17 protein-coding genes are annotated in these 16093 nt (G+C 72.4%); 7 read left to right on the forward strand and 10 right to left on the reverse strand.

The annotated features are described in order from the left end of the window. Positions 1 to 148 precede the first annotated feature (148 nt). The 4 genes from ACQVFL_RS24390 (at position 149) to ACQVFL_RS24405 (ending at position 3973) form a co-directional block, all read left to right on the forward strand. A complete protein-coding gene (locus tag ACQVFL_RS24390) occupies positions 149 to 1327 on the forward strand; it encodes a sensor histidine kinase (RefSeq protein ID WP_396690890.1) in 1179 nt (392 codons plus the stop codon). Beyond that, the gene (locus tag ACQVFL_RS24395; RefSeq protein WP_431727684.1) at positions 1317 to 2507 is read left to right on the forward strand and encodes a hypothetical protein; all 1191 of its coding nucleotides are present in this window, start codon (positions 1317 to 1319) and stop codon (positions 2505 to 2507) included. Before ACQVFL_RS24390 ends, ACQVFL_RS24395 begins: the two co-directional genes overlap by 11 nt. Further along, the gene (locus ACQVFL_RS24400) at positions 2480 to 3193 is read left to right on the forward strand and encodes a response regulator transcription factor (RefSeq protein ID WP_396690887.1); all 714 of its coding nucleotides are present in this window, start codon (positions 2480 to 2482) and stop codon (positions 3191 to 3193) included. The genes ACQVFL_RS24395 and ACQVFL_RS24400 overlap by 28 nt, the downstream gene beginning before the upstream one ends. A gap of 78 nt (positions 3194 to 3271) precedes the next feature. Beyond that, on the forward strand, positions 3272 to 3973 hold the full coding sequence (locus tag ACQVFL_RS24405; protein ID WP_396690885.1) for a hypothetical protein: 702 nt from the start codon (positions 3272 to 3274) through the stop codon (positions 3971 to 3973). Between the two features lie 26 nt (positions 3974 to 3999). Here ACQVFL_RS24405 and ACQVFL_RS24410 read toward each other — a convergent pair whose 3' ends face one another. From ACQVFL_RS24410 to ACQVFL_RS24450, 9 genes are all read right to left on the reverse strand, one after another. Then, positions 4000 to 4749 carry a lysophospholipid acyltransferase family protein gene (locus ACQVFL_RS24410; RefSeq protein ID WP_431727685.1) on the reverse strand — a complete coding sequence of 250 codons (750 nt, stop codon included), beginning with the start codon at positions 4747 to 4749 and terminating at the stop codon, positions 4000 to 4002. A 55-nt stretch (positions 4750 to 4804) separates the two neighbouring features. Further along, complete coding sequence (locus ACQVFL_RS24415) at positions 4805 to 6865, reverse strand: amylo-alpha-1,6-glucosidase (protein ID WP_396690881.1); 2061 nt, start codon at positions 6863 to 6865, stop codon at positions 4805 to 4807. Beyond that, positions 6865 to 7233 (reverse strand): SCP2 sterol-binding domain-containing protein, encoded by a 369-nt coding sequence (locus tag ACQVFL_RS24420; protein ID WP_396690879.1) that lies wholly within the window; start codon positions 7231 to 7233, stop codon positions 6865 to 6867. The genes ACQVFL_RS24415 and ACQVFL_RS24420 overlap by 1 nt, the downstream gene beginning before the upstream one ends. Before the next feature lie 206 nt (positions 7234 to 7439). Further along, positions 7440 to 7856 (reverse strand): CBS domain-containing protein, encoded by a 417-nt coding sequence (locus ACQVFL_RS24425; RefSeq protein WP_396690877.1) that lies wholly within the window; start codon positions 7854 to 7856, stop codon positions 7440 to 7442. A gap of 62 nt (positions 7857 to 7918) precedes the next feature. Further along, the gene (locus tag ACQVFL_RS24430; protein ID WP_396690875.1) at positions 7919 to 8941 is read right to left on the reverse strand and encodes an aspartate-semialdehyde dehydrogenase; all 1023 of its coding nucleotides are present in this window, start codon (positions 8939 to 8941) and stop codon (positions 7919 to 7921) included. A 73-nt stretch (positions 8942 to 9014) separates the two neighbouring features. Further along, on the reverse strand, positions 9015 to 10361 hold the full coding sequence (locus ACQVFL_RS24435) for a M16 family metallopeptidase (RefSeq protein WP_431727686.1): 1347 nt from the start codon (positions 10359 to 10361) through the stop codon (positions 9015 to 9017). Positions 10362 to 10446: 85 nt separating this feature from the next. Continuing rightward, positions 10447 to 11739 carry a M16 family metallopeptidase gene (locus tag ACQVFL_RS24440; RefSeq protein WP_431727687.1) on the reverse strand — a complete coding sequence of 431 codons (1293 nt, stop codon included), beginning with the start codon at positions 11737 to 11739 and terminating at the stop codon, positions 10447 to 10449. An 84-nt stretch (positions 11740 to 11823) separates the two neighbouring features. Next, complete coding sequence (locus tag ACQVFL_RS24445; protein WP_396690870.1) at positions 11824 to 12039, reverse strand: hypothetical protein; 216 nt, start codon at positions 12037 to 12039, stop codon at positions 11824 to 11826. A 99-nt stretch (positions 12040 to 12138) separates the two neighbouring features. Then, positions 12139 to 13293, reverse strand: coding sequence for an alkaline phosphatase PhoX (locus ACQVFL_RS24450; RefSeq protein WP_431727688.1), 1155 nt, complete (start codon positions 13291 to 13293; stop codon positions 12139 to 12141). 299 nt (positions 13294 to 13592) lie between these two features. Between ACQVFL_RS24450 and ACQVFL_RS24455 the strand changes: the two genes are divergently transcribed. The 3 genes from ACQVFL_RS24455 (at position 13593) to ACQVFL_RS24465 (ending at position 15439) form a co-directional block, all read left to right on the forward strand. Further along, positions 13593 to 14699 carry a 3-deoxy-7-phosphoheptulonate synthase gene (locus ACQVFL_RS24455; RefSeq protein WP_431727689.1) on the forward strand — a complete coding sequence of 369 codons (1107 nt, stop codon included), beginning with the start codon at positions 13593 to 13595 and terminating at the stop codon, positions 14697 to 14699. Between the two features lie 231 nt (positions 14700 to 14930). Continuing rightward, complete coding sequence (locus ACQVFL_RS24460) at positions 14931 to 15194, forward strand: hypothetical protein (RefSeq protein ID WP_387261674.1); 264 nt, start codon at positions 14931 to 14933, stop codon at positions 15192 to 15194. Positions 15195 to 15241: 47 nt separating this feature from the next. Continuing rightward, a complete protein-coding gene (locus tag ACQVFL_RS24465; RefSeq protein WP_396691025.1) occupies positions 15242 to 15439 on the forward strand; it encodes a hypothetical protein in 198 nt (65 codons plus the stop codon). Between the two features lie 80 nt (positions 15440 to 15519). Here the strand turns inward: ACQVFL_RS24465 and ACQVFL_RS24470 are convergent, their stop codons facing one another. Further along, the gene (locus ACQVFL_RS24470; protein WP_350692312.1) at positions 15520 to 16050 is read right to left on the reverse strand and encodes a DUF1360 domain-containing protein; all 531 of its coding nucleotides are present in this window, start codon (positions 16048 to 16050) and stop codon (positions 15520 to 15522) included. Between the last annotated feature and the right edge of the window lie 43 nt (positions 16051 to 16093).

A 16093-nucleotide genomic window follows, 5' to 3' on the forward strand; every position in this document is an offset into this window, starting at 1 on the left:
GCCGGTCGACGGCGACGGCCACTCGCCCAGCAGCAACAGCCTCGACACGCTCGGTCACCGAGATCGCTGTCGCGTGCTATTCTCCGGCGTCGATCTCCGCAGCGCGGACCCGGATCGGGTCGATTGTCGCAAAGGACGCCCTCCCCCGATGTCGGCCCACACCGCTTCGATCACGCCACCCGCTTCGGTGGAGCGCCCCGCCACCGGTGCGTTCACGCTGATCTTCACCCGCTTACCGGCACTGCTCCGCCTTTCCTGCGGCCTATTCGTCGCCGTGGTGTCACTCTCCGTCCGGACCCCGCCGGTGCGGGTGGAGTTGTTGATCCCGGCTGTGGCGGTGCTGACCGCCTGGGCCGTCTGGTATTCGCTGCGCGCCTTCCGGCACGGCATCGCTCCCGCCGTGGTCGCCGGGGACGTGGCCCTGACCACCGCCGCGTGCCTGGCGATGCCGGTCCTGGTCGCTCCCGAGGTGCTGCCCGGCGAGGCGAGTTGGATCGCGGTGCTGGCCAGCACCACGGTGATCAACGCGCAGGCGACCGCCCCGGCCCGCTGGTCGATCGCCGCCGGCCTGCTGGTCACCGCCGCCTACGCCACCGGCGCGTACGCGACCGGGGACCCCGTCGAGGCCAGTGCCCACTCCGCGACGCTGCTGGCACAGGTCGCCTGCACGGCGATGATGACCGCGGTGATGCGACGCCGGATGGCCCGCGCCGACGCCGAGTTCGTGACGAGCCAGAAGGCCACCCGGGAGGCGCTGCTCGCGCGTACCGCCCGGGAGTCGGAACGGCAGCAGAACCGCGACCTGCACGACACCGTCCTGGCGACGCTGACCATGGTGGGCCAGGGCGCGGTACCCGGTCCGTCCCCGGCACTGCGTGAACGGTGCGCCACCGACCTGCGTACCCTCGCCGCCCTGGCGGACGCCCGGTCGGTGCCGGCGGACGGCACGGCCCGGGTGGACGAACGGCTGCGCGCGGTGTTCGCCCGGCTGCCCGGCCTGCCGGTCAACGCCGACCTGCCGCCGTGCCCGGCACCCGCGCCGGTCGCCGAGGCACTCGCCGAGAGCACCCACGCCGCACTGTCCAACGTGCTGCGGCACGCACCCGGCGCCGCCACCACCGTGCGGCTGCGGCGCATCACCGGCACCGTCGCGGTCGAGGTGGTCGACGACGGTCCCGGTTTCGACCCGACCACGGTCCCGGCCCACCGGTACGGTCTGCGCGAGTCGATCCACGGCCGGATGGCCACCATCGGCGGGCGGGCCGAGGTGGACTCCGCCCCCGGTCGCGGCACCCGGATCCGGTTGGAGTGGTCGGATGTCGGCTGAGGCGGGGACGGCACCCGCAGCGGTGGTGCGGCCGGTGGCGCGTACCGCCGGAGGGCTCGACGGTGTCGACGCCGGGCGGGCGGCGGCTGCGGTGGCGCGGATCTCCGACCGGGGTGCCCGGGTCGTCGCGGTGAGCATCGCGTTGGTCTGGCACCTGGCGATCGGGCTGCCGGCGGTGCTGTCCGCCTGGTCCGAGTTGGCGGCGCCACCGGTGGTGCTCGGCGGCTGGCTGCTGGTGACGGCGGTCGGTGTCCTCGCCGGGGTACGCCTGCTGCACGACCACCCACTGCCGGCGGCACCACTGGCCGGGCTGCTGCTGGCGGTCGACGTGGTGGTCTTCGCCGCGGTCGGTCGGGCGCACCTGTTCAGTCCCGCCAACTGGGTCTGGGGCACGCTCGCCTGGTTCTTCCTGGTGGTGCTCTGGGGGCGGCGGGTGCGCTGGCTGCTCGCCCTGCTGGTGGCGCACGCGGTGATCGCGATGTCCGCCGTCACGCTGTACGGCGCGACCGGCGCGGCGGACCTGGCCCGTTCCACGATGGCCCTGTACGGCACCTCCTCGCTGCCGGCGGCGGTCTTCGTCGGCGCGGTGGCCCTGTCGCTGCTCTCCCGCGAGCGGGCCGCCACCGTCGCGACCACGAACGCGATGGTGGCCGAACGGGAGGCCGCCGAGCACGCCCGACGCGAACGGCGAGAGCGGCTGGCGGTGGCCAGCGCGGCGGCCGGTGAGGTGCTGACCGAGTTGGCGCAGGGCCGGGCCGACCCGGCCGACCCGGAGGTGCAGCGCCGCTGCGTACGCGCCGCCGGCCAGTTGCGGCGGCTGATCGCCGAGTCCGACGACGTACCGCACCCGCTCTTTCACGAACTCCGTGCCGCGGCGGACCTGGCGGAGCGTAACGGTCTGCCCATCGACCTGGTCACAATTGGTGCACCGCCACCGTTGCCGGTGCGGGTCCGCCGGAGCCTGGCCGATCCGCTCATCGCCGTCCTCGCCGAGGCACAGGAGTGGGCCCGGATGACAGTCGTCGCCGGCCCCGACGAGGTGGTGGTCAGCCTGGTCACACCGGACCGGGGCGGCCCGGAGGGCACCGGGCCGCCGCCGGAGGAGAGCGACGCGCAGGTCGAGCAGGTCAACGAACGGGACGGGGAGATCAGATGGACGCAGACGCGGTGGCGCCGTTGACGCCACACCGCCCCGTCGGGGTGGCCATCGTGGACGATCATCCGGTGGTCATCGACGGGGTCCGCGCCTGGCTCGCCACCGAGCCGCGACTGACCGTGCTCGCCACCGGCGACGATCCCGACGAGGTGCTGCGGGCCGCGCCCGAGGCCGACGTGGTCCTGCTCGACCTGCGCCTGCACGGCCGTCTGGTGCTGGACAAGCTCGCCGAGCTCTGCGCCACGGGCTGGCGGGTGGTGGTCTACTCCGAGCACTCCGACCCGCGCACCATGCTCGCCGCCCTGGACGCCGGGGCGGTGGCGTTCCTCGCCAAGCACGAGGGGCGGGAGCACTGCGTGGCGACGGTGCTGGACGCGGCGAGCGATCGCCCGTACGTGGCGCCGTCGTTGGCCGGCGCGATGGTCGGTGACCCCCGGCCGGACCGGCCGGTGCTCTCCGACAAGGAGCGCGAGGCGCTGCTGCTGTGGTTCCAGTCGATGTCCAAGGCGTCGGTGGCCCGCCGGATGCGGATCAGCGAACACACCGTCAAGCAGTACGTCGACCGGGCACGGATCAAGTACACCCGGGCCGGACGGCCGGCGGCCACCAAGGCGGCACTGCTCGCCCGGGCGATCGAGGACGGGCTCGTCCGACCAGAGGAAATAGGCATCTATCGGTCGCATGCGTCGACCGATTGGCCGACCCCCTAACGGGCGTCATGACAGGGTGTGTCGGTTGGGCGAGGCTCGTGATCAGATGCCACCGCCCGCACCGGAGGTCCCGACCCGATGCACGATGACGCGTCCCCGTTCTTCATCGCCCCGCATCGTTTCGACGCGGTGCACGACGACGACGCCGGACCGGTCCTGGACCGGCGGCACGAGCTGGTGCCGGAGCCCGGCGAGCAGGTGCTCGGCCGCCACCGGCTGGACGTGGCGGGTTACCTGCTGGGCCCGACCGACGCCACCCGGTCCTGGACGCTGCCAGCCCCGGTCACGCTCACCGTGACCGACCTCCGGATGGTCTACGTCGGGACGCGGTCGCACCTCGCTCTGGTCGGCTCGCGGTCCGGCCCGGGTGGCCGGACGCCGCGTCTGGTCAGCGGGCAGATCCGCTGGCAGTGGCCGTCCCGGCTGGAGTGGTTGCCGGGTACCGACGACGCGATGCAGTTGCTGGTGGTCTGCGACGCGTTGCGGACCATCCGGCAACCGGCGCTCGGTCTGGTCGGGCAGCGCACCGAGCTGGGCGAGGTGGCCCGGCAGATCCGCCGGGCGGTGGCCGTGTTCCGGCTCACCCGACCGGAGCTGGTGGACCTGTCACCGCCGGAGCGGGACGCGCTGGCCCGGGTCGCCCGCAGTACGCTGCTGTCCGGCCCGGCACGGGTGGTGCTGCCCGGGTCGCTGCCGGTCGAGTTCCACTCCCGGGACGACTACTACCGGCCCCGGCACGCCGATCCGATGCCGTACGACGCGGCCTCCGGGCTACGGTGATCAGCGCGGCCTGAGCCCGGCCGGGGTCAGGAGCTGCGGGCGCCGCGCTCGGCGGCGTCGATGGCGGCGGCCTCCTCCGGGGTCGGCGCGGTACCGCCCAGGTGGGCCGGCAGCCACCAGCGGTCCTCCGGCCCGGCGGGCTGGTCCGGGTACTCCCGTTGGGCCCGGTCCACCGACGCGCCGAGCCGGGCCGCGAGGTCGGCGGTCATCGCGGCGGTGTCCGGGTACGCGCCGGGCAGCATCGGCTCGCCGACTGCGATGGTGATCGGCGTGTGTCGCCGGGTCAGCGTGCGCGGTCGGCCCTTGGTCCAGAGGCGCTGGCCGCCCCAGAGCGCCACCGGCAGCACCGGCACGTCGGCGTCGCGGGCCATCCGGGCGGCTCCGCTCTTGAGCGGTTTCAGGGTGAAGGACCGGCTGACGGTCGCCTCCGGGAACACGCCGACCGCCTCGCCGGCCCGCAACGCGCGCACGGCGGCGGCGTACGACTCGGCACCCGCCTGCCGGTCGACCGGGATGTGCCGCATGCCGCGCATCAGCGGGCCGGACACCCGGTGCCGGAACACCGCGTCCTTCGCCATGAACCGGACCAGTCGCCGGGAGTCCAACGCCCCGAGCCCGCAGAAGATGAAGTCCAGGTAGCTGACGTGGTTGCTGGCCAGCACCACCCCACCGGAGCGGGGCACGTGGTGCGACCCCTCCACGGTCAGCTTCAGGTCGAGTACGCGGAACATCGTCTTGCAGGCGGCGATCACGGGTGGGTACACGAGTTCCGGCATCCGCTAACTTTACCGCTAGTAGGTTACGCGCCGGTAGGACAGTGCTACCGGCCTCTCAGTCGGCCAGTTTGTGCAGGTCGAGCCGGCCTCGGGCGAAGGCGTCCACCCGACCCCACCGGCCCGGGATGTCCAGCACCTCGATCCGACCCATGCCGACCGGCAGCCGTGGCTCGACCGCCAGGTGACCCTCGTGCGGCTCCAGGCCCAGCATGGTGCGCAGCAGCAACAGCGGGGCACCCGTCGACCACGCCTGCGGGCTGCACGCCGTCGGGTACTCCACCGGGAACTTCGTCTGCTCCCGCTGGTAGCCGCCGAACGCCTCGGGCAGCCGACCGTCGAAGTAGCGGGCGGCGTCCAGGATGCCGCTGGCGATCGTGGCCGCCTCCTCGGCGAAGCCGTACCGGCGCAGACCCCAGGCACAGAACGACGTGTCGAACGGCCAGACCGTGCCGTTGTGGTAGCCGATCGGGTTGTAGCGCACCTCGCCCTCGGCCAGCGTGCGTACCCCCCAGCCGGAGAAGAGTCGCGGCCCGACCAGGTGGTGGGCGACCCGCTCGGCCCGGTCCTCGTCGACGATCCCGCTCCACAGCAGGTGACCGATGTTCGAGGTGAGCACGTCACACTGCCGACCGTCGGGGTCCAGCGCCAACGCGTAGTAGCCGCCGTCCTCGACCCACCAGTCCCGGTTGAACCGCTCCTTGAGCGCCGCCGCCTCCCGCTCCAACTGGTCGGCGAACCCCGGGTCGTCCCAGAACTCGCGGGCCAGCCTGGCACCGCGCATCTTCGCGTCGTACGCGTACCCCTGCACCTCACAGGTGGCCCGGGGGAACGGCGGCAGGCTGCCGTCGGCGTACGAGATGGAGTCCCAGGAGTCCTTCCAGCACTGGTTCTCCAGGCCGGTGTCGGTGTTGCGGCGCTCGTACCAGATGTAGCCGTTACCGACCAGGTCGGCGTACTCGTCCATCCACCGGAACGCCCGGCGGCACTCCTGCTCCAACTCCTTGACCAGCGCCGCGTCCCCGCTCCACCGCTCGTACTCGTCGAGCAGCACCACGAACAGCGGCGTGGCGTCCACCGAACCGTAGTACGGCGAGTGCGGCTGCTCCTCGAACGCGGCACTCTCGCCATAGCGCATCTCGTGCAGGATCCGGCCCGGGTCCTCCTCCCGGAAGTCGTCGCACCGGGTGCCCTGGAGGGCGCCGAGGATCCGCAGCGTGGTCGCGCTCAGCTCGGGTGTGAACGGCAGCGTCTGTAGGCAGGTCAGGATGCTGTCCCGGCCGAACATGGTCATGAACCAGGGCAGACCGGCGGCGGGCAGCGTCTGTCCACCGAGCGAGAGCGGCGCGAACCGCAGCGCGGCCAGGTCGACGATGCACCGCTGGTACGTCGCCGCGACCCGGCCGTGTTCGCTGTTCACCTTCGGCGCCTTGGCGATCCACTCCTCCAGGTCGTGCTGGAGGGCGAGCCGCTCGGTGCCGTGCACCTGCAACCCGATCCGCAGGTCCCGATGGTCCGGACCGAGCGCCAGCGTCTGCACGTCGATGGTGGTGTGCCACTGCTCGTTCGGCTCCAGGTGGATCGTGTACGAGAAGCCGTTGCGGTCGTACCGGGTCGGCTCGGAGGAGGAGATGACGGTCTCCCGCCGGAAGTTGCCGCGCCGGTAGCCGATGCGCAGCAGGTCCGACTCCACCTCGGCGTACGTCTCGCCCTTTTTGTTCAGGATCTCGTCCTTGACCTCGAACAGGTCGGCGAAGTCGCACGCCGCGTCCATCCGCACCTGGAGGTCGACGGCCTTCTCGTCGTGGTTGAGGATGGTGATGTTCTCCCGGAAGCTGCCCCCGACGGCCCGCTCGCGGATGATCGACAGTTTCGCGTCCACGTAGTGCGTGGCCAGACCGGGCACCAGGAAGAAGCGCGACTCGAAGTACTGGAGATCGTCGTAGGACAGCGAGTTGAGCCGCTCACCGTTCACGGTGAGCACCCACTTCGACAGGTAGCGGGTGTCGAAGGAGAACAACCCGGTCGGCTCGGTCGGTGTCGCCTCGATGTCGCCGGTCGCCTCGCAGACCACGAAGGTGCTGCCGTCGAGGATCCGTACGGTGTGGCTGGGTGCCATCAGCGGACCCCCTTCCGGTACCGGCGCGGCCCCTGCGCCTGGGGCGGCCCGGGAAAGAGCCGGTCCACCTGGATCACCAGCCGTGCGTCGCCGGACACCGTCATGTCCCCGCGCAGCAGCGCCGCCAGCCCGTTCTCCCGGCCGGTCACCAGGTCCTCGAACAGCTCCGGGCTGGTCCCGACCACGGTGTCGGCCGCCAGGTCCTCCCGGGAGACCGTCATGTTCCCCCGGTCGATGCGCAGCAGCCAGTGGCTGGTCCGGGGCCCCTCGTGCAGATCGAAGCGCAGGGCACCCGACGACTTCGCCAGCAGGGGCTCGTACCCCCGGTGGTCGAGGTCCTCGAAGAACCGTGTGGTCGCGTCCGACATCGCCGCACTCCTCCCGGTCGCTCGTCCCGCTGAGACCGGGTCCCCACGCGCGCCGGGGTCAACCTCGCCCGGATCGGGTGAGTCGACCCGCTGGTCCCCTACGCTGCCGTGGGCCGGCGAGGTGGGCGGCGCGGCCTGCGCCGAGGCGGTCGAACAGCGTCGACGCCGACCCCCGAGGTGGGAGCCGGCGTCGAACGGCGCAGACGTCAGTTGTTCGGGTCGTCGGCGCTGATGTCGGCCAGCACCGACTGCGGCTCCCGCTCCACGGCCAGGTCACCCATCGAGACCAGACCGATCAGTCGGCCGTCCTCGACCACCGGCAACCGCCGTACGGCGTACGTCCGCATCAGGTCGGCGGCGGCCACGGCGTCGTCGTACTGACTGACCGTGATCACGTCCTTCGAGGTGATCTGGTCGAGTCGCGTGCTGTTCGGGTCCATGTCCTCCGCGACGCCCCGAACCGTGATGTCCCGGTCCGTGACGATGCCGACCACGTTGTCGCCGTCACACACCACCACGTCCCCGATGGCGGAGTCGCGCATCTCCTGCGCCGCCGCGGCGAGCGTGGCGTCGCCGTCCATCGTCACCAACCGGGTCGTCATGAAGTCTCCGACCGTTGTCATGGCGCCTCCCTCTCGGTCGTGGGGCAACCCGGTGACTACCCCACGACCGCAGGCAGTAACGCTCAGCGCTCGGCGGCGACCAGCTCGGCGAGCTGCACGGCGTTGAGCGCGGCACCCTTGCGCAGGTTGTCGTTCGCGCAGAACAGCGCCAGCCCGTGCGGGACCGTCTCGTCGGCGCGGATCCGGCCCACGTACGTCGGGTCCTGCCCGGCCGCCTGCAACGGGGTCGGCACGTCGGAGAGTGCCACGCCGGGGGCGTCGGCGAGCAGCTCGTGGGCCCGCTGCGGGCTGATCGGCCGGGCGAACCGCGCGTTGATCTGGAGCGAGTGCCCGGTGAACACCGGCACCCGGACGCAGGTGCCGGAGACCTTCAGCTCGGGGATCTCCAGGATCCTGCGGCTCTCGTTGCGCAGCTTCTGCTCCTCGTCGGTCTCGGCGGAGCCGTCGTCGACGATCGAACCGGCCAGCGGCAACACGTTGAACGCGATCGGCCGGGCGAACGAGCGCGGAGCCGGGAACTCCACCGCCGCGCCGTCGAAGGTCAGACCGGAGGCGCTCTCCACCACCTTGCGGACCTGCTCGTCCAGCTCGGCCACGCCGGACAGCCCGGCACCGGACACCGCCTGGTACGTCGACACGACCAGGCTGACCAACTCCGCCTCGGCGTGCAGCGGGCGCAGCACCGGCATCGCGGCCATCGTGGTGCAGTTCGGGTTGGCGATGATGCCCCGGGGACGGTTCGCGGCGGCGTGCGGGTTGACCTCGGCCACCACCAGCGGCACCTCCGGGTCCATCCGGAACGCCGACGAGTTGTCGATGACCACGGCCCCGGCGGCGGCGACCCGGGGGGCCAACTCCTTGGCGGTGCCCTTGCCCGCCGAGAAGAGGACGATGTCCAGCCCCGAGTAGTCGGCCGTGGTCGCGTCCTCGACCGTGACCTCCTCGCCGCGCCACGGCAGCGTCCGCCCCGCCGACCGCGCCGAGGCGAACAACCGCACCTGCTCCGCCGGGAAGTCCCGATCCGCCAACACCTGCCGCATGACGCCGCCGACCTGCCCGGTCGCGCCCACAATGCCGATCCTCATGCCCGCGAGGCTACCCATCGGGCCGGTGGCGGCGGGAACGCTTTCCCACCGCCCGGACCCTCCGACCGCCCGCTCACCGCGTGGCGTCGATCACCTCGCCCAGGTCCGCCGCCACGATCTCGTCCCTGATCACCGCCGCGTCGCCCTCGACGACGAGGGTCAGCGACTCCGGGAACAGGTGTGCGGCTGCCGCCGCCGAGACCTCCGCCACGTCGGCGGCGAGCAGCGACTCGCGCAGCCGGGCATGGTAGTCGTCCGGCAGGTCGTGCACCACCAGCGTGGTGAGCGCACCGGCGATCGCCCGGGGGCTCTGCAACTCCACCGAGAGCTGCCCGGCCCGCCAGGACCGGGCCACCGCCAGCTCCTCCTCGGTCACCCCGCCCGCCTGGGTACGCGCGATCTCCCCGACCGCGTCCACCAGAGCCGGCGCGGTGACGGCGGTCTGCACCCCGGAACTGACCCCGAACCGACCGAACCGCCGCGACGAGGCGAAGTCACCCCGGATGCCGTACGTGTAGCCGCGTACCTCGCGGATCAGGTGGTTCAGCCGGGACGTGAAGGCGCCCCCGAGCACCGTGCCGGCCAGCGCGATCGGCACGTGGTCCGGGTGGGCCCGGTGCGGCGCCGGATGCCCGAGCCGCAGCGTGGACTGCACCGAACCGGGCCGGTCCACCAGGATCACCCGGCGACCGGCACGCAGCGGCACCTCGATCGGCGCGCCCCGGTCCACCGGTCCGCCACCGGTGCCGGCGAACGCCGTCGCGGCCAGCGCGTCCAGGTCGAGCCGGTCCAGGTCACCGGCGACGACCAGGGTTCCCGGACGGATGAACCACTCCGAGTGGAAGACCGTGACGTCCTCCACGTCCAGTCCGGCCACCGAATCCGGGTCGCCGTACATCGGGCGGCCCCACCGGCTGTCCGCACCGAACAGGTCGGCGCGCAGCACCGCGTCGGCCCGGGGACCCGGATTCGCCCAGTCCATCCGCAACGCGGTCGCCTCGTCGTCGCGGACCCGCCGTACGTCTTCCGGGTCCAGCCTCGGCGTCCGCACCGCCTCGGCGAGCAACTCCACCGCCGCGCCCAGCCGGTCCACCGGCACCTGCACGCTGGCCTGGAAGGTGTCCCAGTCCAGCCCGGTCACCAACTCGGTGCCGAGCGCCTCGATGGCCAACGCGTACGCGGTGGCGTCCCGCTGGCCGGTGCCCTCCTCCAGCGCCTTGGCGAGTACCCCGCCCAGCCCCTCCTTGCCCACCGGCTCCCGGCCCGCGCCCGCGTCGAGCAGCAGCAACGCGACGGCCAGGTTCTGCCCGGGCAGGTGCGCGGCGACGACCTGCCCGCCCGCCACACTCCGACGCACCACCTGCGGGAACCGGTACGGACGGGCCGCACCCGGTCCCGGACGATCCGCGATCAGGGTCACTGGGCTTTCCTTTCGTTCGCGACTGCGGGGCTCGCGCACACCAGGCCACGGCACCTGACCGGTCCGCGCCGCTCACTCCTCGCGCTCACCGGTTCTCCTCGGGCACGTAGGTAAGGGTCACCCGGTCGGCGGGGGCGAGTACGTCGGCGGCCACCTCGGCGATCTGCTCGGCGGTCACCGCGAGCCAGCCCGGCAGCCGGTCGGCGAGCACGCGGGGGTCACCGAACTGGGTGGCGTACCGGCCCAACGCGTCGGCCCGTCCGTCCACCGTGGACATCTGCCGCCACCAGGCGGTGGTCAGCAGCGCCTTGGCGCGGTCCAGTTCGGCGGCGGTGACCGGCACGGTGGCGAGTTCGTCGATCACCTCGGCCAGCCCGGCGGCCAGCCGTTCGGCGTCCACGCCGGGGCGGGCGGTGGCGGTGGCGATCAGCGGTGCCGGCGCGTGCGCCAGGTCCACCCCGTACGCCCCGACCAGATCCGGCTGGGCGATCCGCTCACCGTCGGCGAGCCGCTGGTAGAGGCGGCTGCCCCGGCCGCTGCCGAGCACGGTGGCGAGCACCGTCACCACGTCGTACGAGGCGGTGCCGAAGGGGTGCGTGCGGTGCGCCACGTACACCCGGGGGGCCGGCACGTCCGCGACCACCGTCTCCGCCACCGGCTCGCCCCTGCGCGCGACGACCAGGCCGTCCGGTGCGGACGGGATCTCCGGCCGGGGCGGGATGGCACCGAAGTACTTCTCGGCCAGCGTGGTGACCTCGTCGACACCGGTGTCCCCGACGACGGTCAGCACCGCGTTGTTCGGCGCGTAGTACGTCCGGTGGAACGCCTGGAAGGTGGCCAGGTCGGCGGCGTTCAGGTCGGCCATCGAGCCGATCGTGGCGTGGTGGTAGGGATGCCCCGGCGGATAGAGCAGCGGCAGCAGTCGCAGCCAGGCGTCGCCGTACGGCACGTTCTCGTAGCGCTGACGGCGCTCGTTCTTGACCACGTCCCGCTGGTTGTCCAGCGTCTCCTGGGTCAGCGCCGGCACCAGGCCACCCATCCGGTCGGCCTCCAGCCACAGCGCCAACTCGAGATGCTCGGCGGGGACCGTCTCGAAGTAGTTCGTGCGGTCCGGGTTGGTGGTGGCGTTGAGCGAGCCGCCCGCGCCCTGCACCAACTTCATGTGCTCGGTCTTCGCGACGTTCACCGAGCCCTCGAACATCAGGTGCTCGAAGAGGTGTGCGAAACCGGTCTGACCGGCCGGCTCGTGCCGCGAGCCGACGTCGTACCAGAGGTTGACCGCGACCGCCGGGGCGGTGCGGTCCTCGCTGACCACCACGCGCAGGCCGTTGTCCAGTCGGGTCGTCGAGATGGGCCAGGGATAACCACTGTCGGGCATGGCCCCGACGCTATCCGATCTCCGGGCTCGGGCGGGGGTGGGACGCGGCGCGACCGTGTCGCGGACGGCCGCGTCCCGGCGCGGTCAGTCCGGCGGCTCGATCGGGGTCACCGTCTGCTCGGAGGTACGCCGTTCCAGGACGGTGTCCGGTGCGGCGTTGCGGTCGGCCTCGCGAAGGTCCGACTCGGTCAGGATCGCGTCGGCCTGTGCCTGGGGGTCGTCGCTGCCGACCGCTGCCTCCTCCGGCAGCAGGTGGGCCCGCGACTCGATTCGCTCCTGGTCGCTCTGCGCGTCAGTCATGTCGCTTCCTTACCCCCGGCCCATCCCGCGCACGCGTGGATGTAAGGAAGGGTCCCCTGCTATGCACGAGGCGATAGCAGGGGACCCTTCCTTTCAAAATCAGGTGCGGAACGGCCCACGGACCTCGTAGGTGATGCCGCCGGAGGATGAGCCGGAGGTGCCGCGCTGCGAGGAGAGGTAGAACCGGGTGCCGTCGGGCGAGAAGGCCGGCCCGCAGATCTCCGAGGAGGACTGGCCGGTGATCCGCAGGAACGGCGCGACCACCTCGTCCGGGGTGATCACGCAGACCTCCATGTCGCCGCCGTCCTCGGCGACGTACAGGTCACCCGACCGGGTGCCGGTGATGTTGTCCACCCCGGTCAGCGGGGCGGTGCCGGAGACCAGCGAGTCGTCGTACGCCAGGTCGATCCGCTGCCGCACCGCGTCGTACGCCCAGACCCGGTTGTCGCCCTTGGTGGTGAACCAGCAGGTGCCGTCGGCGTACCAGCAGCCCTCGCCGCCGTCGAAGCCCTTGGCGCCGGAGACCTGGCGACGGGTGAGTGTGGTCGACGCCGCCGGGTCGGGCACCCGTGCCCAGGTGACCGGGCCGCTGGTGCCACTGCCGGCGACCAGCACCTCCAGCGTGCCGGCGGAGAGGTCGCCCCACGTCGTCGGTCGGAACCGGTAGAAGCAGCCGTCGGTCTCGTCCTCGGTCAGGTAGATCACCCGCCGGTCCGGGTCGCAGGCGGCGGCCTCGTGCTTGAAGCGGCCCATCGCCGCCCGCCGCACCGCCGTGGTGCCGCCCTGCGGGTACGTCTCGTAGACGTATCCCCGGCTGACCTCCTCGCAGGAGAGCCAGGTGCCCCAACCGGTGGCGCCCCCGGCGCAGTTCTGGTTGGTGCCGGAGAGGAGCCGGTACGCCGAGGCGACGCTCCCGTCCGCGTGGAACCGGACCGCCGAGGCCCCGCCGCCCGGCGTGATCTCAGAGTTCGAGACGTAGATCCAGCCGGCACCGGCGGTGAAACAGGCGCCGCCGTCCGGTGCGTCGTGCCACACGTACGACGTGCCGGGTACCACCTGTCGGGATCGGGCGATCACCCGACTGGTGAATCCGGTCGGCAGCATGATGCCGTTGGCGTCGGCGGCGCGCAGCGGCCCGTACGGCCCGACACCGGGTTGAGCAGGGGCGGCGACGGCAGCGCCGGCCCAGAGGCCGCCGGCGAAGGCGGCGGCGCCACCGGCGACGGCGGTACGCAGAACGGTACGACGATCCATCGGAACCCCTCGGGAGACGGCTGTCGGTCGCGCCGAAACTACCGAGCGCTCCATCGATGGGGGTGAACCTGAGGCGAGACTTCGGCGACGAGAAGGTGAGCATCCGCGCACCGTCAGGTACTCTTACCGCCGTGACGCGGTCGTATCGATGGTTTAGGCAGCCGGCTCGGCCGGTGACCTCACCATGATCTGACGTCACCGAATTCGAGCCGGCCGGGCAGGAGCTTTCGTTCCTGCCCTTTCGCGTACGAGCAGCCGGCTCGACCTGGGCACCGGCCCCGGGTGCGGTCGGCGAAAGGATGCCCACCGTGACGACCCCGGAGAACCACCGGGTCATCGACCAGCGGATCGACCGCGTCGTGCCGCTGACCACCCCCGCCCTGCTGCTGCACGAGCTGCCCCTGGACGCCGGCCTCACCTCGGCCGTGCTGACCGGGCGACGCGCGGTCGGACAGGTGCTCGACCGTGCCGACGACCGCCTGCTGGTGGTGGTCGGGCCGTGCTCCGTGCACGACCCCGCCGCCGCCCTGGACTACGCGCACCGGCTGCGCGAGGCGGCCGAGCGGGTCTCCGACGACCTGCTGGTGGTGATGCGGGTCTACTTCGAGAAGCCGCGCTCCACGGTGGGCTGGAAGGGCCTGATCAACGACCCGGGGCTGGACGGTTCCGGCGACGTCAACACCGGCCTGCGGCTGGCCCGGGCGCTGCTGCTCGACGTGCTGCGCCTCGGGTTGCCGGTGGGCTGCGAGTTCCTCGACCCGATCACCCCGCAGTACATCGCCGACACGGTGGCGTGGGGCGCGATCGGGGCGCGCACGGTGGAGAGCCAGGTGCACCGCCAGCTCTCCTCCGGCCTGTCCATGCCGATCGGCATGAAGAACCGCCCCGACGGAAGCATCTCCACGGCGGTGGACGCGATCCGGGCGGCCGGCGTACCGCACGTCTTCCCCGGTATCGACGTCTCCGGCACCCCGGCGATCATGCACACCCGGGGCAACACGGACGGCCACCTGGTGCTGCGCGGCGGTGGCGGTCGCCCCAACTACGACGCCGAGTCGGTCGCCGGAGCGCTGGAGCTGCTGCGGGCCGCCGGGCTGCCGGAGCGGCTGGTGGTGGACGCCAGCCACGCCAACAGCGGCAAGGACCACCGCAACCAGCCCGTCGTGGCCGCCGACGTGGCCGCGCAGATCGCCACCGGTCAGCAGGGCATCGTCGGGATCATGCTGGAGAGCTTCCTGGAGCCCGGCCGCCAGGACCTGGACCCGACCCGCGAGCTGACCTACGGCCAGTCGGTGACCGACGCCTGCATCGGCTGGGACACCACCGACGAGGTGCTCGACGCGCTGGCCACCGCCGTGCGTACCCGCCGCGCCCACCATTCGCGCACCCTGCCCGCCCCCGCCTGACCCGCACCCGTCGATCGGAGGTCGGCGTGCGGCGCGACCGGCGACAACGCCGCCGACCTCATGATCGCCACGGTGTGGTGGGAGTTTGGCCGGGTGGGGCGGGGGTAGGTGGCGGGCGTGACCGATGACGTACCCGTGACCGGGGCGCCCGCGGCGCCCACGGCACCGACGACCGAGGCGCGGCTGCCCGACGCCATCCTGGCCGACGTGCCCGTGGTCGACACCGCGGGCATCGACCCGGCCGTCACCGACCTGCCCGGTACGGCTGCCGCCGTACCGGACGAGGTGGAGACGGAGGAGGTGGACACCCGCCCCCTCGTCGACCTGCTCGACGACCTCTACCACGGTCAGGAGCGGATCAGTCAGGTGGACATCTACCGGCGGGCGGTCGCCGCGGAGTTGCCGGCGCAGTTGCTCTCCCGGCTCAACGCGCTGCCTCAGGGCGAGTACGCGGTCGACGAGGTGACCGACCTGCTGGGTGGTACGGCGGGATGACGTCCGGCACCGCCCCGGCCGGTGCCGCCGACGAGAAGAGGAACGCGATGTCGCAGCCCGAGGAAGACCAGGACGACCGGATGCCCGCGCTCGGCCAACCCCCGGAGGGCACCGACACCCTTCCCGAGCCGGACTTCGCCAACGAGCACGACCGCACGGCCGTGGACCGGGACATCATCACCGGCGCCGACGAGGACGAACGGGAACCGGAGTCCCCGCGCGGCTGGTCCGGCATGCAGCGCTGACGTATCCGCTCCGACACCGTCGCTGACGAGGCCCGGTGTCCGCCGGTGGCACACGCCACCGACGGACACCGGGCCGGACGTCACTCCCGGTGGTCGCCCTCGGCTCCCCGCTGTGCCATCGCGTACGCCATCTGGAGGAAGTCCGACGCGGTCACCGCGGTCAGCGCCGTGGCCACCAGTCGGGTCAGCCTCGGCGTGAGCACCAACGCGCCGGTGAACCCGGTGGCCACCCAGACCGCCAGGCAGAACGGGCAGCTCAACAGCTCGCCGATGGCGTGCCGGGTGGAGCTGCCGGAGTCGCGTACCTGCTCCATCACCTCGCCGCTGCCGATCGGCCGGTCGTACTGCGTGAACGGCGCGCGCAGCGGACTGGTCACCGCGTCCTTGGACAGCAGCCGGCTGAGCTTGTGGGTGGCGATGGCCAGGAGCACCACGTCGGAGGTGGCGGGCCGCTCCGGCACCGGACGCCCGGTCGCCTTGACCAGCCCGGCGATGGCCCCGGTCACCGCGGCGTAGGTGCCCATCGCCGCCAGGTACCCGCCCAGCGGGCGGTGCTCGTGCGGGGCGTACGCCTGACGCAACCGCGCCACCTTCTGCTTCAGCTCGCTCACCCGGCCTCCTTCGTCTCATGCGGGGGTGCGCCGCCCCGGTCGG

This window comes from Verrucosispora sp. TAA-831 (assembly GCF_050780145.1).
In the GTDB taxonomy this organism is placed as follows: domain Bacteria; phylum Actinomycetota; class Actinomycetes; order Mycobacteriales; family Micromonosporaceae; genus Micromonospora.

Excerpts from the sequence above, each read along its gene's own strand:
- ACQVFL_RS24465 (WP_396691025.1), top strand. The coding sequence starts at position 15,242 with ATGTCGCAGCCCGAGGAAGACCAGGACGACCGGATGCCCGCGCTCGGC.
- ACQVFL_RS24410 (WP_431727685.1), bottom strand. The coding sequence starts at position 4,749 with ATGCCGGAACTCGTGTACCCACCCGTGATCGCCGCCTGCAAGACGATG.
- ACQVFL_RS24415 (WP_396690881.1), bottom strand. The coding sequence starts at position 6,865 with ATGGCACCCAGCCACACCGTACGGATCCTCGACGGCAGCACCTTCGTG.
- ACQVFL_RS24440 (WP_431727687.1), bottom strand. The coding sequence starts at position 11,739 with ATGCCCGACAGTGGTTATCCCTGGCCCATCTCGACGACCCGACTGGAC.
- ACQVFL_RS24430 (WP_396690875.1), bottom strand. The coding sequence starts at position 8,941 with ATGAGGATCGGCATTGTGGGCGCGACCGGGCAGGTCGGCGGCGTCATG.
- ACQVFL_RS24400 (WP_396690887.1), top strand. The coding sequence starts at position 2,480 with ATGGACGCAGACGCGGTGGCGCCGTTGACGCCACACCGCCCCGTCGGG.
- ACQVFL_RS24390 (WP_396690890.1), top strand. The coding sequence starts at position 149 with ATGTCGGCCCACACCGCTTCGATCACGCCACCCGCTTCGGTGGAGCGC.
- ACQVFL_RS24425 (WP_396690877.1), bottom strand. The coding sequence starts at position 7,856 with ATGACAACGGTCGGAGACTTCATGACGACCCGGTTGGTGACGATGGAC.
- ACQVFL_RS24455 (WP_431727689.1), top strand. The coding sequence starts at position 13,593 with ATGCCCACCGTGACGACCCCGGAGAACCACCGGGTCATCGACCAGCGG.
- ACQVFL_RS24445 (WP_396690870.1), bottom strand. The coding sequence starts at position 12,039 with ATGACTGACGCGCAGAGCGACCAGGAGCGAATCGAGTCGCGGGCCCAC.
- ACQVFL_RS24395 (WP_431727684.1), top strand. The coding sequence starts at position 1,317 with ATGTCGGCTGAGGCGGGGACGGCACCCGCAGCGGTGGTGCGGCCGGTG.
- ACQVFL_RS24405 (WP_396690885.1), top strand. The coding sequence starts at position 3,272 with ATGCACGATGACGCGTCCCCGTTCTTCATCGCCCCGCATCGTTTCGAC.
- ACQVFL_RS24420 (WP_396690879.1), bottom strand. The coding sequence starts at position 7,233 with ATGTCGGACGCGACCACACGGTTCTTCGAGGACCTCGACCACCGGGGG.
- ACQVFL_RS24450 (WP_431727688.1), bottom strand. The coding sequence starts at position 13,293 with ATGGATCGTCGTACCGTTCTGCGTACCGCCGTCGCCGGTGGCGCCGCC.